The 15777-nt window shown below is 74.6% G+C and carries 15 protein-coding genes and 1 riboswitch; of the genes, 6 read left to right on the forward strand and 9 right to left on the reverse strand.

Translation table 11 applies throughout. From position 1 onward, the window contains the following. The first annotated feature begins 98 nt into the window (after window positions 1–98). Entirely contained in the window at window positions 99–1400 is a 1302-nt protein-coding gene (locus ACZ7LE_RS15060) for an erythromycin esterase family protein (RefSeq protein WP_470404058.1), read from the forward strand. On the opposite strand, the gene ACZ7LE_RS15065 is transcribed toward ACZ7LE_RS15060, so the two are convergent. From ACZ7LE_RS15065 to ACZ7LE_RS15075, 3 genes are read right to left on the reverse strand one after another with little or no spacing between them, the layout of a single operon-like run. Continuing rightward, a complete protein-coding gene (locus tag ACZ7LE_RS15065; protein WP_470404059.1) occupies window positions 1397–2293 on the reverse strand; it encodes an alpha/beta fold hydrolase in 897 nt (298 codons plus the stop codon). The two genes, ACZ7LE_RS15060 and ACZ7LE_RS15065, sit on opposite strands and share 4 nt — an antisense overlap. A 46-nt stretch (window positions 2294–2339) precedes the next feature. After that, window positions 2340–5051, reverse strand: a complete 2712-nt coding sequence (locus tag ACZ7LE_RS15070; RefSeq protein WP_470404060.1) for an ATP-binding protein — start codon at window positions 5049–5051, stop codon at window positions 2340–2342. Window positions 5052–5106: 55 nt separating this feature from the next. After that, window positions 5107–6129: an alpha/beta fold hydrolase gene (locus ACZ7LE_RS15075; protein WP_470404061.1), complete on the reverse strand. Its 1023-nt coding sequence runs from the start codon at window positions 6127–6129 to the stop codon at window positions 5107–5109. An 88-nt stretch (window positions 6130–6217) separates the two neighbouring features. Here ACZ7LE_RS15075 and ACZ7LE_RS15080 point away from each other — a divergent pair, with 88 nt between their 5' ends. Continuing rightward, window positions 6218–7810 carry a tannase/feruloyl esterase family alpha/beta hydrolase gene (locus ACZ7LE_RS15080; RefSeq protein WP_470404062.1) on the forward strand — a complete coding sequence of 531 codons (1593 nt, stop codon included), beginning with the start codon at window positions 6218–6220 and terminating at the stop codon, window positions 7808–7810. Window positions 7811–7874: 64 nt separating this feature from the next. Here ACZ7LE_RS15080 and ACZ7LE_RS15085 read toward each other — a convergent pair whose 3' ends face one another. Continuing rightward, window positions 7875–8189 (reverse strand): DMT family transporter, encoded by a 315-nt coding sequence (locus tag ACZ7LE_RS15085; protein ID WP_470404063.1) that lies wholly within the window; start codon window positions 8187–8189, stop codon window positions 7875–7877. Window positions 8190–8200: 11 nt separating this feature from the next. Next, a riboswitch (guanidine-III (ykkC-III) riboswitch) is annotated at window positions 8201–8264 on the reverse strand. A gap of 18 nt (window positions 8265–8282) precedes the next feature. Further along, window positions 8283–8639 carry a hypothetical protein gene (locus ACZ7LE_RS15090; protein WP_470404064.1) on the reverse strand — a complete coding sequence of 119 codons (357 nt, stop codon included), beginning with the start codon at window positions 8637–8639 and terminating at the stop codon, window positions 8283–8285. A gap of 228 nt (window positions 8640–8867) precedes the next feature. Between ACZ7LE_RS15090 and ACZ7LE_RS15095 the strand changes: the two genes are divergently transcribed. Together ACZ7LE_RS15095 and ACZ7LE_RS15100 are read left to right on the forward strand one after the other, a co-directional pair. Beyond that, entirely contained in the window at window positions 8868–9245 is a 378-nt protein-coding gene (locus tag ACZ7LE_RS15095; RefSeq protein WP_470404065.1) for an SHOCT domain-containing protein, read from the forward strand. A gap of 27 nt (window positions 9246–9272) precedes the next feature. Continuing rightward, window positions 9273–10628: a hypothetical protein gene (locus tag ACZ7LE_RS15100; RefSeq protein WP_470404066.1), complete on the forward strand. Its 1356-nt coding sequence runs from the start codon at window positions 9273–9275 to the stop codon at window positions 10626–10628. Here the strand turns inward: ACZ7LE_RS15100 and ACZ7LE_RS15105 are convergent. From ACZ7LE_RS15105 to ACZ7LE_RS15115, 3 genes are read right to left on the reverse strand one after another with little or no spacing between them, the layout of a single operon-like run. Beyond that, complete coding sequence (locus ACZ7LE_RS15105; protein ID WP_470404067.1) at window positions 10573–11688, reverse strand: NAD(P)-binding domain-containing protein; 1116 nt, start codon at window positions 11686–11688, stop codon at window positions 10573–10575. The genes ACZ7LE_RS15100 and ACZ7LE_RS15105 overlap by 56 nt on opposite strands. Window positions 11689–11727: 39 nt before the next feature. Next, complete coding sequence (locus tag ACZ7LE_RS15110) at window positions 11728–12270, reverse strand: TetR/AcrR family transcriptional regulator (protein WP_397399147.1); 543 nt, start codon at window positions 12268–12270, stop codon at window positions 11728–11730. 2 nt (window positions 12271–12272) lie between these two features. Further along, on the reverse strand, window positions 12273–12866 hold the full coding sequence (locus ACZ7LE_RS15115) for a sugar O-acetyltransferase (RefSeq protein WP_470404068.1): 594 nt from the start codon (window positions 12864–12866) through the stop codon (window positions 12273–12275). 58 nt (window positions 12867–12924) lie between these two features. Here ACZ7LE_RS15115 and ACZ7LE_RS15120 point away from each other — a divergent pair, with 58 nt between their 5' ends. Then, the gene (locus tag ACZ7LE_RS15120; protein WP_470404069.1) at window positions 12925–14127 is read left to right on the forward strand and encodes an MFS transporter; all 1203 of its coding nucleotides are present in this window, start codon (window positions 12925–12927) and stop codon (window positions 14125–14127) included. A gap of 13 nt (window positions 14128–14140) precedes the next feature. Then, complete coding sequence (locus tag ACZ7LE_RS15125; protein WP_470404070.1) at window positions 14141–15343, forward strand: ROK family protein; 1203 nt, start codon at window positions 14141–14143, stop codon at window positions 15341–15343. Between the two features lie 8 nt (window positions 15344–15351). Here ACZ7LE_RS15125 and ACZ7LE_RS15130 read toward each other — a convergent pair whose 3' ends face one another. Beyond that, entirely contained in the window at window positions 15352–15771 is a 420-nt protein-coding gene (locus tag ACZ7LE_RS15130) for a CBS domain-containing protein (RefSeq protein WP_470404071.1), read from the reverse strand. Window positions 15772–15777 lie beyond the last annotated feature (6 nt).

A 15777-nucleotide genomic window follows, 5' to 3' on the forward strand; every position in this document is an offset into this window, starting at 1 on the left:
CCTGGCACGGTAACCCGGGCCGCGACGGTCGGCCGAGGCTTTTGCGCCCTGAGCGCACAGCACGCCGTCCGGCGAGGGGCAGGCGCTACGTTCCGGGAGTGAGCGACGACCTGACCGCCTGGCTGCGCGCGAACGCGCGCCGGCTGACCACCCTGGACCCGGACGCCGACGACGACGCCGACCTGCTGCCGCTGCTGGAGATCGTCGGCGACGCGCGCGTCGTGGCGATCGGCGAGTCGATGCACCGGATCCACGAGATGTACCTGGTGCGGCACCGGATCCTGCGGTTCCTGGCACGGCACGGGTTCACGGCGTACGTGATGGAGTCCGGCTTCCCGGAGGCCCGGCTCGTGGACGACTGGGTCTCCGGCCGCAGCACGCGACCGGTCCGCGAGGTGCTGGAGCGCGGCGTCACCTACAGCATGGGCCGGTGCCAGGAGATGCTCGACCTGCTGGCCTGGCTGCGCACGGACGGCGGCGTCCGGTTCTACGGGGCGGACGTGCCCGACTCGGCCGCGAGCGCCCGGCCGGCGGTCGAGGCGGTGGAGGCCTTCCTGGCCGACGTCGACCCGGGGTATGCGGCGCACGTGCTCGCGGACCTGCTGCCGCTGTTCGACTACCTGCCGGCCGACCGGTCAGGGATCGCCCAGGCGGCGCCCGCGCTGCACGCGTACATCGTGCTGCCGGCCGCCGAGCGGGCGGCGCTGACGGCGCTCGTGGGCGAGCTGGCCGAGCGGGTCCGGTCCCGCCGGATCGACTACCTGGAGGCCGGGGCGGACCCCCGGGAGGTGGCGTTCGCGGAGCACACCGCGCGCGTCGCCCGGCAGACCGACGCGTTTCTCGCGGCGATGCCCGCGGGGGCGACGCGCGCCTACCCGCCGGGCAACGTCCGGGACGTGACCATGGCGGACACGGTGGAGTGGGTGCTGGAGCGCGAGCCCCGCGTGGTGGTCGCGGCGGCGAACGGCCACGTGCAGAAGACGCCGTTCCACGCGCCGCCGTTCGTGCCGCAGCCGATGACGACGGCGGGCCGCGAGCTCGCCGACCGGCTCGGGGACGACCTGGTGGTGCTGGGCACCACGTTCGGCGGCGGCACGGCGTGGCTGCACCGCCCGGGGCCGGACGACGCCCCGGGGCACTCCACGCCGTTCACCCAGGACCTCGGCGCGCCGGACCCGACGAGCCTGGACGCCGCGCTCGACGCGCCCGGGCTCGGCTCGTACTACGTGGACCTGCGCACGGCCGACGGCGCGGCCGCCGCCGCCCTGGACGCGACGCGTGGCACGCACAACGGGACCGAGCTGCAGCTCGTGGACGCCCGCCGGGCGTTCGACGCCGTCGTGCACGTGGACCGGGTCACGCCCTGGCACACGTGGATCCCGATGCCGGAGCGGCCCTAGACCGGGACCAGCCCCCGGACCTGCCGCGCCAGCGCAGGCCAGACGACGGGCGGCAGGTCGTGGCCCACGTCGTCGAGCACCATGAGCCGGGCGCCCGGGATCGCGCGCGCCGTGGCGCGGGCCGCCGTCGTCCGCACCAGGGGGTCGGCCGCACCGTGCACGACGAGGGTCGGGGTGCGCACCTCGCGCAGCCGGGGCCCGTGCCACACCGCGCGGAGCTGCCGGCCCATGGCCCGCATGTCGCGCGGGCCGCAGTCGAGCCCGCGCTCGATGCGGGCGCGGGCCGCCCCCTCGTCGACGGGGTGCGCCGGCGACGCCATGGCCCGGGCGACGGCGAGCGCGGACGCGATGTCACCCTCCCGGCTCCGGGGATGCCGCGCGGCGACCTGCCGGGCGATCAGCCCGTACCGCAGGTGCCGCAGCGCCACGATCCCGGCGGCGTCGCTGGGCGGGGCGTCGCACGAGACGAGCCCGAGGGTCCGCTCCGGGTGGCGCAGCGCGAACCGCTGCGCCACGACGCCGCCCTGGGAGTGCCCCACGACCACGGCGCTCCGCCAGCCGACGGCGTCGAGCACGGCCGCGGCGTCGTCCACGATGTCCTCGGCCGCGTAGGGCACGCTGCCCCCGCCGAACAGGGACGCCCAGGAGCCGCGCCGCTCGCTCACGCCGAACCGGGTCGACTCCCCGGTGTCCCGCTGGTCGAAGCGGACCACGTCGAAGCCCTGGTCAGCGAGCGCCCGGCAGAGGCCGTCGGGCCACCAGAACCGCGACATGGCCAGGCCCATCAGGAGCAGCAGGGGCGTGCCCTCACCCCGCCCGAACCGGTCGTACGCGAGCTGGACGTCGCCGTTGCGCGCGAAGCGGGTCGGCGACCAGGTGTCATGGTCGATCACCCCAACGATTCTCGCTCAGCCTCCTGCACTCGGCGCGGGGGGATGCTCAGCGCTCCCGCAGCGCTCCCGCCAGCTCGCGCCGCGAGGCGATCCCGAGCTTGCCGAACACCTTGCGCAGGTGCCACTCCACGGTGCGCGGGCTGAGGAACAGCTCCGCGCCGATCTCCGGGTTGGTCCGGCCCGCGACCGCGAGCCGTGCGATCTGCGCCTCCTGCGCCGTCAGCTCGTCCGCCGGCCCGGCGCTGCGCCTGCGAACCGTCTCCCCCGTCGCCGCCAGCTCCCGGCTCGCCCGTCCCGCGAAACCCTCCGCGCCCGCCGCGGCGAACACGTCGTGCGCCGCGCGCAGGTGCTCCCGTGCCGCGGCCCGCCGGTTCTCGCGGCGCAGCCACTCGCCGTACAGCAGGCGGGCCCGGGCCGTCAGCACCGTCAGCCGCGTACCGCCCAGCAGGTCGACCGCCTCGCGGTACCGGTCCTCCGCGGCGGCCGCCGGACCCGCCAGCGCGTCCGCGAGCGCCTGCGCGCCCAGCGCCCACGGCGTCCCCGCGGCGGCGGTGCGCTCGGTGAGGCGCTCGCGTGCCTCGGCGGCCACCCCCGCCTCCCCGGCGCGCGCGGCGGCCTCGACCAGCTCGCCGAGGCTCCAGCCGGTCAGGGCGAGGTCGTCGTACGCGACGGCGCGGCGCGCGGCCGTCAGGGCGGCCGGATACCGGCCGAGCCCGTTGTGCAGCACGGCCTCGGCGTAGCCCGCCAGGCCGAGCCAGCGGCCCTCGCCGCGCGCCTCGGCCTCGCGGACGGTCCCGTCGATCAGACGCGTCGCGGTCTCCTCGGCGCCCCGGTGCGCGGCGAGCGTGAGCGCGGCGGACGGGTGCGGGGGCAGGTTCGCGAAGGACTCGGCCTCGCGCAGCAGGTCGGACGCCTCGGCGAACCGGCCCTCCGCCACGTGGGCGCCGGCGCGGAAGGTCAGGGCCGTGGGCAGCACGGTGCGGGCGCCGGCCGAGCGGGCGGCCGCGAGCGCCTGCTCGGTGAGCCGGAACCAGGCGGCGTCGTCCCACAGCTCGTGGGCCACCGGTGCGGACAGCCACAGCAGCGCGGCGGCGTCGTCGGCCGGCGCCGCGAGCGCGGCGCGCAGGTGCGGCACGGCGGGGCCGTAGCCGGCGGTGTACCGGACGGCGAGCCCGGTGAGGAACAGGCCGGTCGTGTCCGGCGCGGCGGGCACGGCGCGTGCGGCCTCGGCCGTGCGCCGCAGGACGTCGCCGCCGTGGTCGCCGAGCCGGCCCGCGTGCACGGCGGCGCCGAGCGCCCAGAGGTACGCCTCCCGGGCCGCTGCGGGGTCGAGCTGGTCCAGCCGCCGCGCGGCCTCCAGCAGGGGGCCGACGGCGCCCCGGCCGCGGTCGAGCGCGAACGCGACCTGGGCCCGCAGCCGCTCCGCCCCGGCCCGTTGCAGCGGGTCGAGCGGGCCCAGCTCCGCGGCCGACAGCAGGCCGGGTATCTCGTCGAGGGCGCCGGAGGCGAACCGGGCGCGGGCGGCGGCCAGGACGCGCTCGGCCCGGAGCTTCGGGTCCTGGGTCAGCTCGGCGGCGCGCTCCAGGAAGGCCGCCGCGGCGGATCGTCCGCCGCGGGCGAGCGCCCGGTCGGCGGTGCGCTCCAGCTCGCCGGCCACCTCGTCGTCCGGCCCGAGCGCGGCGTGCGCCCGGTGCCAGGCACGGCGGTCGGGGTCCTGGTCCGGGTCGGTCACGTCGGCGAGGGCACGGTGGGCCGCGCGGAGCTCGGCCGGCGTGGCCGCGCGCCAGCAGGCGGAGCGCATTAGCGGGTGGTGGAACCGCACGCGGGCGCCGATCCGGACCAGCCCCGCGGCCTCGGCCGCCGCGGCGGCGTCCGGCGCGACGCCGAGCCGGTCCAGGGCCCGCCACAGCAGGGGCACGTCGCCCACCGGCTCGACGGCGGCGGTGAGCAGGAGCGTGCGGGTGTCCGCCGGGAGCTCCGCGACGCGCCGCTGGAAGCCGTCCTCGACCTGGTCCGCGACGGGCGTCGGGCTCGGGGCGCCGAACCCGAACGCGAGCTCCGCCGGTGTCAGGCCGCGGGGCAGTTCCAGGAGCGCGAGCGGGTTGCCGCGCGTCTCGGCGAGGATCCGCGCCCGGACGTGGTCGTCGACGGGCCCGGGCAGCGCCGTGTCGAGCAGGGCCGTGGCGTCGGCGTCCGGGAGCCCGTCGACGCGCAGCTCGGGCAGGCCGGGCAGCGTCTGCTCGTCACCGGGGCTGCGCAGGGCGAGGACCAGGGCGACCGACTCGGCCTGGAGGCGGCGGGCCACGAAGGTCAGGATCACCTCCGACATCCGGTCCACCCACTGGACGTCGTCCACCACGCAGACGAGCGGCTGCTCGGCCGCTGCCTCGGCGAACAGGCCGAGCACCGCGAGGCCGACCAGCAGCGCCTCGGGCGGCCGGCCGGCGCTCAGGCCGAAGGCCGTGGCAAGGGTGTCCCGCTGCGGCTCGGGCAGCCGGTCGAGGTGCTCCAGGAGCGGCGCGCAGAGCTGCTGCAGCGCCGAGTAGGCGATCTCGGACTCCGGCTCCACGCCGACCGTGCGGACCACCCGGGCGTTCCCGGCCCGCGCCGACAGGTGGTCCAGCAGCGCCGTCTTGCCGATCCCCGCCTCGCCCCGCAGCACCAGCACCCGGCTGTGCCCGGCCCGCACCTCACGCAGCAGCTCGTCGAGCGCGTCCGTCTCGCGCCGCCGGCCGCGCAGCACCGTCTCGCTCCGCACACGCACCTCCCCGCGGAGGTTACACCGGGTGGGACGGCGGACCCGGGGTGGTGGGTCAGAGCCGGTCCGCGTCCACGACCGCCCGGGCGAACTCGGCCGGGGCTTCCTGGGGCACGTCGTGGCCGACGCCGCGGAACGTCCGGTGGTCGTACGGCCCCACGAACTTGGCGCGGTACGCCGTGCCGTTGCCGGGCGCGGTGAAGGGGTCGAGCTCGGCGTCGATCGTCACGGTGGGCACGCCGATGGTCGGCCCTGCCGCCAGCCGGGCCTCGACCTCGTCGAACCGCGGGTCGCCGTCGGCCAGGCCGAGGCGCCAGCGGTAGTTGTGCAGCACGATCGCGGCGTAGTCCGGGTTGGTGAACGCGGCCGCCGTCCGGTCGAAGGTGGCGTCGTCGAAGGCCCACGTGGGCGAGCTGAACTTCCACACCACGCGGGCCAGCTCCGTGCGGTGGTGCTCGTCCTCCAGCCCCAGCCGGCCGCGCTCGGTGGCGAAGTAGTACTGGTACCACCACGCCCACTCCCGCGCGGGCTCGATCGGCGTCTGGTTGGCCGCCCGGTTGGTGATCAGGTAGCCAGACACCGACACGAGCGCCTTGACCCGCTCGGGCCACAGGGCCGCGACGATGTCCGCGGTGCGGGAGCCCCAGTCGAAGCCGGCCAGGACCGCGCGCCGGATGTGCAGGGCGTCCAGCAGCGCGACGACGTCGCGGGCGACGACGTACTGCTGGGCGTTGCGGAACGTGTCCGCCGACAGGAACGTGGTGCTGCCGTGGCCCCGCAGGTACGGCACGATCACGCGATAGCCGCGAGCCGCGAGCAGGGGCGCCACCTCGGCGTAGGCATGGATGTCGTACGGCCAGCCGTGCAGCAGGACCACGGGCCGGCCCCGGGCAGGCCCGAGCTCCGCGTACCCGACGTCGAGCTCGCCAGCGCGGACCTGCTTGATCACGGGGAACGACGGCGCAGGCCGGGTGGGGGCGACGGCGGGCGCGGCCGCCGCCTCGGGCAGGGCGGCCCCGCCGACGGCGGCGGAGGTCGCGAGCAGGCCGGCGGTCCGTACGAAGGTTCTTCTGTCCATGGCCCCACCCTCGCGCCGCGGCCCCCGGGGGCGCACCAGGGAGTCACCCTGGGGCGGCCCCGGGTTCCGCCGGGCCAGGCTGTGCACCATGAACAAGCTAGTCATGCTGGTCACGGCGGCGCTGTCGGTGTCGGCGGCGGGGCTCCTCCCGCTCGCGACACCGGCGAGCAGCCCTGCCGGGGACGCCCACCCCGCGTCGTCGTGCGCCCCCGTACCCGTCTCCGCTCCGCGCGGCGCCCAGGTCGAGTCCGTGACCGCCCAGGCCTTCCCGGCCGGGACCGTCACCTTCCCCGAGGCGACGCCGCCGCTCCAGACGCCCGCCCCGATCCCCGACGTGCCCGCCCGGTGCGACATCACGGTGACCCTCACGCACGGCCGGGCCGGCGACCACGAGACCGTCAAGGTGTCGCTCCCGCAGGACCGGGCCGACTGGTCGGGCCGGTTCCAGGCCACCGGCGGCAGCGCGTACCTGGCCGGCGACCTGGGCGCCACGCTGGTGGCGGCCGTCAAGAACGGATACGCCGCAGCGGCCACCGACGCGGGTATCGGCCAGTCCCCGGCCGACGTCAGCGGCTGGGCGCTGACGTCGGACGGGCGGGTGAACACGCCCCTCCTGGAGAACTTCGCGTCCCGGTCGGTCCACGACCTCGCGGTGGTCGGCAAGTCCGTGACCAAGCAGTACTACGGCACCAAGGCCACCTACTCCTACTGGAACGGCTGCTCCACGGGCGGCCGCCAGGGATACGTGGCGGCGCAGGAGTACCCGACGGACTTCCAGGGCATCCTGGCGGGCGCGCCCGCGGTGAGCTGGGACCGGTTCGCCGTCGCCACGCTGTGGCCGCAGGTCGTGTTCAACGAGGAGGACGTCGCCCCCGCACCGTGCGAGATCGAGGCGTTCAACACCGCCGCGGTCGATGCCTGCGACACGATCGACGGCGTCCGGGACGGCATCATCGACAACCCGCAGGACTGCACGTGGGACCCGCGGGAGCTGGTCGGCACCCAGGTGGACTGTGACGGCGCGACCTACACCATCACCTCGGACCTGGCGGACGCCGTCCGCAAGATCTGGCAGGGCCCCGTCAGCCGGTCCGGGCACCCGCTGTGGTACGGGCCGAACAAGGGCGCCGTGTTCGGCTGGCTCGCCACGCCCGGCAAGCCGTTCGTGGTGGCCGACCAGTGGGTCAAGTACTTCGTCGCCAAGGACCCGCAGCTCGACACCGCCCACCTGAGCTACCGGCAGTTCGAGCAGCTCTTCGCGACGTCGCAGCGCGACTTCCACCCCGTGATCGGCAGCGACGACCCGGACCTGTCCGCGTTCGCCCGCTCCGGGGGCAAGCTGCTGAGCTGGCACGGCCAGGCCGACCAGCTCGTCCCCACCCAGGGCACGGTCGACTACCGCGAGCGCGTCAACCGGGCCATGGGCGGCAACGCCCGGGTCGACAGCTTCTACCGGCTGTTCCTGCCGCCGGGCGTGAACCACTGCGGCATCGGCACGGACCCGCTGGTGACGCTGGTGGACTGGGTCGAGCAGGGCAAGGCCCCCGCGACGCTGCCCGCCGTCGTCACCGAGCGGGACGGCCGGACCGTCACCCGTGACGTCTGCCGCTACCCGCTGGTGACCCGCTACGAGGGCGACCCGGCCGACGACGCCGGCTACCGCTGCGTGGCGGCGTCCTGACCCGAACGACCTGAACGACCCGAACGACGAGCGGCGGCCCCGGACGGGGCCGCCGCTCACGTGCTCAGTGGGTCAGCTTGAGGCCGATCACGCAGCCGATCAGGCCCGCGATCAGCAGCACGCGCACCACGGAGAGCGGCTCGGCACCGGTGAGCATGGCCCAGGCGACGGTGGTCGCCGCGCCAATCCCCACCCAGACGGCGTACGCCGTGCCGACGGGCAGCTCACGCAGGGCGAACGCGAGCCCGCCCATGCTGGCCACGAGGGCGACGCCGAAGACGATGCTCGGGACGAGGTTGCTGAAGCCCTCCGAACGGCTCAGCGCGGTGGCCCAGACGGCCTCGAGAAGGCCGGAGACGACAAGGACGATCCAGGACATGGTGTGCTCCTCAGATGCCGTCTTGTCGCACACCGGGTACGGCAACCCTCGTCCGGGAACCGCTGTGGGTTCTGCCTCCTAGTCTCGCACGTCTCAGCCGACCGGCTCGAAGCTGCGCCCGTCGAACCCGATGAAGCTGTGCACGTCGGTGGCCGGGAACGTCAGCGCCCGGCCGGTGCAGTCGGTGCTCTCATAGACCCGGATGCCCGTGTCCGTCTCGTTGAGCTCGGCGTGGACGACGAACGGCAGGGTCGTGCAGCCGGTGCCGGCGTCCGGGTAGGTCACGGTCTGGCCGGTGAAGGCGCCGGACCAGAACGTGAGGTCCCCGTCGGCAGCGGACGCCGACGTCGGGACGGCGACGGCCAGCAGCCCGCCCAGCGCGAGGGCGGCGGCAGCGAGGCGCTTCGAGGCACGGATCATGGTGTTCTCCTTCGAGAGGGTCGGAGTCATGAACGCGACCGCACACGGGCGGTCACCCTTACGACGGGATCGGCGGGCGAAAGGTTCACCCGAATCAGGTGAATCTCGGCGCAGACTGCGCTTTTCGCTCACTTACTGCGAGAAGCCGCCGCTCAGCGCGGGCGCAACGCCGTCCTCGCGGTTACTTTGAAAATGCGCAACGGGCATACCACCGATGTGTTCAGTACCTATCAGAAGCCGTCGAGAACGGGGCGAGTCATGGATTTCTGGGATTTCTTCTGGCTGATGATCTACAGCTTCTTCTTCGTGGCGTACCTCATGGTGCTTTTCCAGATCGTCGCGGACCTGTTCCGTGACCACGAGCTGTCCGGCTGGTGGAAGGCCCTGTGGATCATCTTCCTGATCTTCCTCCCGGTCCTCACGGCGCTCGTGTACCTGATTGCCCGCGGCCGCGGGATGGCCGAGCGGAGCGCCGCGGGGATGGCGCAGGCCCGGAAGGACACCGAGAGCTACATCCGTGAGGTGGCGTCCGGCCCCTCGCCGGCCGAGCAGATCACCAGCGCCAAGGCGCTCCTCGACGCCGGCACGATCACGCCGGCGGAGTTCGAACGGCTGAAGGCCAAGGCCCTGGTCTGACCGAGCAGCAGGGGAAAGGCAGGAACGGTGAACGACGCATCCGCAGAGCCCACCGGCCCGCCCGACGCGGCCGCCCGTCTGGCCGCCCTGGAGCGCGAGAACGCGGAGCTCCGGCGGCGGCTGGACGTGGCGGCCGGCGCCGCCCCTGCACCGGCAGCTCCGGCCCCGGAGCGGCACCGGGCCCGGAGCGCGACCGCCGTCGTCCTCATCCTGCTGGGCGCCCTGCTGGCCCCGGTGGGCGTGGTCGCCGCCTGGGCGGAGCGCACCCTCACCGACACCGACCGCTACGTCGCCACCGTGGCGCCCCTGGCCCAGGACCCGGTGGTGCAGCAGGCGGTGGCGGGCCGCCTGACCAGTGCCGTCATGGAGCAGATCGATGTCGGGGCGGTGCTGAAGGACGTCCAGGACGGACTGAACGAACGCGACATAGCCCCCCGGGCCTCGCAGGCGATCACCGCGCTGGAGGGCCCGCTGACCAGCGGGGTCGAGTCGTTCGTCCGCAACGCCGCGGATCGCGTGGTGGAGAGCGACCAGTTCGAGTCGGCCTGGGACCAGGCCAACCGGGTGGCGCACGAGCAGCTCGTCCAGGTCATGCAGGGCGAAGGGGGCGACGTCGTCCAGGTGGGCCAGAACGGGCAGCTCACCATCCAGCTCAGCGGGCTGATCGACGTGCTCAAGCAGCGGCTCGTCGACCGGGGCCTCACCCTCGCGGCCAACCTACCGACCATCAACGCGTCGTTCACCATCATGGAGTCCAGCCAGCTCACCGAGATCCGGAACCGGTACGCCCAGATCGTCGCCCTCGGCACCTGGCTCCCCTGGATCGTCCTGATCCTGCTGGGCGCCGGCGTCGCGGCCGCGACGCACCACCTGCGCGCCCTGGTCGTCGCGGGCCTCGCGCTGGCCGCCGCGATGGTGGTCCTGGGGATCGGCCTCGCGATCGGGCGGGGGCTGTATCTCGACGCGCTCAGCGGGAAGGTGATGCGGCTCGACGCCGCTCAGGTCGTCTTCGACCAGCTCGTGTCGTTCCTGCGCATCACGCTGCGCACCGTGGGCGTGCTCGGCCTGGTCGTCGCGGTGGCGGCCTACCTGGGCGGGTCGAGCGCGTCGGCGCGCGGCCTGCGGGCCGGGATCGGCAAGGGGATGAGCCGGACCCGCAGGTGGGCCGAGGGCCGGGGCGTGTCCACCGGCGCCACGGGCGTCTGGCTCGCACGCTACCGCGGCGTCGCGCGCGGCGCCGTGATCGCGCTCGCCGCCCTCGTGCTGCTGCTCGCCGGCAGCCCCACGCCGGCCCTGGTGGTCGGCGTCGCCGTCGGAGCCGTGGTGCTCATCCTGCTGCTCGAGCTGGTAGCGCGGCCGGGAGCCGCCGAACCACCGCCGTGACCGCCTCGCGGCCTGCCCGGTTGGCGCCGACCGTCGACTGCGACGGCCCGAACCCGATGAGGTGCACCCGGGGCTCGCCCGCGACCTGGGTGCCCTCCATCGTGATGCCGCCCAGGTCGTTGCGCAGCCCCAGCGGCCCGAGGTGGGCGAGGTCGGCCTTGAACCCGGTGGCCCAGAGGATCGCGTCGAGCGGCGTCAGGGTCCCGTCGGCCTCGCGGACGCCGTCCGGCTCGATCGCGGTGAACATGGGGCGCCGCTCCAGGGCGCCGCGCTCCTTCGCGGCGAGGGCGTACGGCGTCCAGATGAGGCCCGTGTAGGAGACGACGCTGCCGGTGGGCCGGCCCGCCGCGACGTCGGCCATGACCTTGACGATCGTCTCGCGGCCGAGCGTCTCGCTGCGGAACTCGTCGTGGAAGACCGGCTCGCGCCGCGTGTACCAGCGGGTGGTCGCCACGCGCGAGATCTCCTCCAGGAGCTGGAGGGCCGAGATGCCGCCGCCCACGACGGCCACGCGCTGCCCGGCGAAGTCCTCTGCCCGCACGTAGTCGCGGGTGTGGAGCTGCCGCCCGCGGAACGTGTCCTGCCCGGGATAGCGGGGTAGCACGGGGTTGGTCCAGGTGCCGGTGGCATTGATGACGGCGGTCGTGGCCCAGGAGCCGCGGTCGCTGGTCACCACGAGGTCGCCGTCCGGGTCGTCGTCGGCGCGGCGGACCGCGACCACGCGGACCGGGCGCAGGATCGGGAAGCCGAACGTGCGCTCGAAGCCCGCGAAGTAGCGCGGGACGGCCACGCGGCTGGCCTCCTCCTGGTCGACGGCGGGCTGGGCCAGCCCCGGCAGGTCGAAGATCCCGTTGACGGTGGCCATCCGCAGCGACTCCCACCGGTGCTGCCAGGCGCCGCCGGGCGCCGGGTTGGCGTCCAGCACCACGAAGGTGCGCTCCGCCGCCGGCTGGTCCACGGCGCTCACGAAGCCGCGGCGCTGCAGGTGGTACGCCGCGGAGAGCCCGGCCTGCCCGGCCCCGATCACCACGACGGTCGCGCGCCTCAGGATGTCGCTCACACCAGGGACAACAGCCCGGGGCCGCGGATGTTCCGCCGGTCAGCCCGACGTGATGCGTCGCACGGCCTCGGTGACCGTCTCGGGCGGTGGTGCCTCGGTGTCCAGGGCGCGATGGATCGTCAGTCCCTCGATCAGGGCGTCCAGCATTCGCGCCGTGACCGGGTCGAAGTGCCGCTCCAGCGCCGCCCGGGAGCGCGCCATCCACGCGTTGGTCAGCTCGCGGTAGGCGGGCTCCCGGGACGCGAGGGTGTACAGCTCGTGGGTGAGCACCAGGTCGCGCTGGGTGCCGAACACGTCCTCCGTGATGATCGCGACGACGGCCGCACGGGCGCTCTCCAGGTCGGTCGCGGCGCTCATCCGCCGCTCGAACCCGTCGCTGCCGGCGTGCGCGAACCGGCCGAACGCCTCGCGCAGCAGCTCGTCCATCCCGGCGAAGTGGTAGGTCATCGACCCGAGCGGCACGTCGGCGGCGGCCGCCACCTTGCGGTGCGAGACGCCGGCGACCCCCACCTCGGCGATCAGGTCGAGGCAGACGTCGATGATCCGGCTCCTGCGGTCGGGGTCGTGCCGGCGTCCGGTCACGGTCAGCCCTCGGTGATGTCGCGGACCACGCGGGCGGGGTTGCCGACCGCCACGACGTTCGCCGGCAGGTCCTTGGTGACGACGGCGCCGGCCCCGACCACCGTGTTGTCGCCGATCGTCACGCCGGGGCAGACGATCACGCCGCCGCCGAGCCAGACGTTGTCGCCGATCGTGATGGGCAGCGCGGCCTCCAGCTTGTCCCGGCGCGGGGTGGGCTCCACGGGGTGAGTCGGCGTGAGGAGCTGCACGTTCGGCCCGATCTGGCAGTCGGCGCCGATCGTGATCGTGGCGACGTCGAGCGCCATGAGGTTGTAGTTGGCGAAGGTCCGCGGGCCGACGTGGATGTTCCCGCCGTAGTCGACGAACAGCGGCGGCTTGATGAACGCGTCCTCGCCCAGGGTGCCGAGCAGGTCGTCCAGGATCGTGCGGGCCCCGTCGTCGTCGGCCACCACGGCGCGGTGGTAGGCGTCGGCCAGCGCCAGGCCGCGCTGGGCGAGCCGGACGCTCTCCGGGTCCTGTCCGCCGATGTACAGGTCGCCGGCGAGCATGCGTTCGTGGTGGGTGCGGGGGTCGCCGGCGAAGTAGTCGTGAGCCATGGGCACAGCGTAGCGGGCGATGTGTACGACCGTACGTAACGCGGGTACGCTCGTGCGCATGTCGCTTCCCCAGGACGCCCGTCCCCCGCTCGCCGTCCGGCGGGCTCGCGCCGCCGTCGGCGCGCTGTTCCTGACCAACGGCGCCCTCTACGCCAACCTGGTGCCCCGCCTGCCGGAGATCAAGACCGCGCTCGACCTCGACAACGCGGCCTACGGCCTGGCCATCGCCGCGTTCCCGACCGGAGCGATCGTCTCGGGCCTCGGTGCCGGGTACATGGTGCGCCGGTTCGGGTCGGCGCGCGTCGCCGTCGTCGGCACGGTCCTGACGGGCCTGGGCACCCTGGCGGCCGGCCTCTCGCCGTCGTTCGCCCTGCTCGTGGCCGCCCTGTTCCTCGGCGGCGCGTCCGACTCGATCACCGACGTGGGCCAGAACACGCACGGCCTGCGCGTGCAGCGCCGCTACGGTCGGTCCATCATCAACGGCTTCCACGCCGTGTGGTCCATCGGCGCCGTGCTCGGCGGGTCGATGGCCGCGGGCGCCATCGCGCTCGGCCTGCCGCTGAACGTGCACCTGGGCATCTCGCTGGGGATCTTCGCGGTCGTGGCGCTCGTCGCCCTGCGGTTCCTCCTGCCGGGCAGGGACGACGAGACGGCCGACGACGCCGGTTCCGCCACAGCCGCCCGGCTCCGCGGGCCGCGGCTCAGCGTGCGCACCCTGGCGATCGTCGCCGCACTCGTGCTCATCGGCATCGGCGGTGCCCTGGTCGAGGACGCCGGCAGCTCGTGGGCGACCCTCTACCTCTCGACGGACCTCGGCGCCCCGGCAGCGCTGGCAGCCACTGCCTACGTGTCGCTCGTCGGCGCGCAGACCGTGGGCCGCTTGCTCGGCGACCGCCTGGTGGACCGGTTCGGCCAGCGTGCGGTCGCCTGCGCGGGCGGCGTGATCATCGCGCTCGGCATGGGACTGGCCCTGGCCTGGCCCACCGTGCCGGGGACGATCGCCGGGTTCGCCGCCGCGGGCTTCGGCAGCGCGACGCTCATCCCGGCGGCCATGCACGAGGCCGACGAGCTGCCCGGGCTGCGCCCCGGCACCGGCCTGACCATCGTGTCCTGGCTGCTGCGGCTCGGGTTCCTGCTCTCCCCGCCCCTGGTCGGCCTGGTCGCGGACGACGTGGGCCTGCGCACCGGCCTGCTCGTGGTACCGATCGCGGGTGTCCTGGTCGTGGTCCTGTCCGGGGTGCTGCGGCGCCGTGCCACATAGATAGAGTCGTGACATGTCCGCGAGATCAGCTGCACCTGCCCTCAGCCCGGCGGGGACGCGCGTATTCCAGGAGCTGGTCCGGAGCGGCGACGCCTCACGGACCACCCTGGCGCGCGACACCGGCCTGACGCCGGGCGCGATCACCCGAGCGGTGCGTCCGCTGCTGGAGGCGGGGCTCCTGCTGGAGACCGGCGACCGGGCGTCGACCGACGGCGCCCTGGGGCGCCCCCCGACGATGGTGACCCTGCAGGCGGAGGCCTACCAGTCGATCGGCGTGAAGGTCACCGCCGACCAGCTCTTCGGCGTGGTCTGCGACCTGCGCTGCCGGGTGCTGGACGAGGTCACGGTGCCGGTGCGCGACCACAGCCCGGAGGCGATCGCCGGGCAGATCGTGGAGCTCGTGGACGGCCTGCGTGCCGGGCGGCCCGCGGTCGGCAGCGTCGGTCTGGCCGTCTCGGGCGACGTCGACGCCGTCTCCGGGCACGTGGCCTACTCGCCGTTCCTGGCCTGGCGGGACGTGCCGCTCGGCGAGGAGATCGCCCGGCGCACCGGGCTCACGACGACGGTCGAGAACGACGTGCGCGCCCTGCTGACCGGTGAGCGCTGGTACGGGGTGGGCCGCGGGATCTCGTCGCTGGCACTCGTCACGGTCGGCACCGGTATCGGCTGCGCGCTGCTGGTCAACGGGCAGGTGGTGCACGGCGGCTTCGGCGTCGCCGGCGAGGTGGGCCACGTGCTGGTCGACCCCGAGGGGCCCCTGTGCCACTGCGGCAACCGGGGGTGCGTCGAGGCCATCGCGGGGTCGGCCGGGATCCTGGGGCGCATGACGGAGGCCGGGTTCGACGGGCTCGGTATCGGCGATGTCGCGGACCTGGCCCGCTCGGGTCAGCCCGACGCCGTGCGGGTGCTCGCCGACGCGGGCCGCGCCGTCGGCATCGGTATCGCCACCATCGCCAACCTGCTCGGCGCCCAGCACATCGTGATCACGGGCGAGGCGATCGGCGGCGGGTCCGGGCCGGCCGCGAGCGACGGACCGGCCGACGAGCAGGACTACGACGTGATGGACCCGCACGTGCGCAGCGCGTTCGTGCAGCGAGCCTTCGGCTCCGCCGCGCGCTCGGCCATCGAGCTGCGGCCGCTGCGGTTCGTGGACTGGGCGCGGGGCGCGGCGGCGTGCGCCGTCGAGCACTTCGTGACGAGCTACGGGCGGTCCTGACGCCCTCCTCAGTCGTTCGGTTCGGCGCCGGAGATGTCGGCCAGGGCCGACGTGGGGTCCCGTTCGACGGCGAGGTCCCCGATCGAGAGGATGCCGACGGCGACGTCGCCGTCGACCACGGGGATGCGCCGGACGGCGGCGCTGCGCATCATCTCGACCGCGGCCTCCACGGGAACGTCGGAGCCGACGGTGACGAGCTCCTCGCTGGCCACCTCGCCGACCATCGCCTCGAGGCCGAGCCCCTCGGCGAGGCCGCGGACCACTAGGTCGCGGTCGGTGACGATCCCGATGACGGTGGGTCCGGCCCGGACCACCAGTGCGCCGACGTCGTGGTCGGCCATCGCCCGCGCGGCGGACTGGAACGTCTCGGACATCCCGATGGTGGTCGGCGCCGGTGTCATGACATCGGCGACGGTCTGCTGGACCATGGCGCG

The sequence above is a fragment of the Promicromonospora sp. NPDC110617 genome (assembly GCF_055598465.1).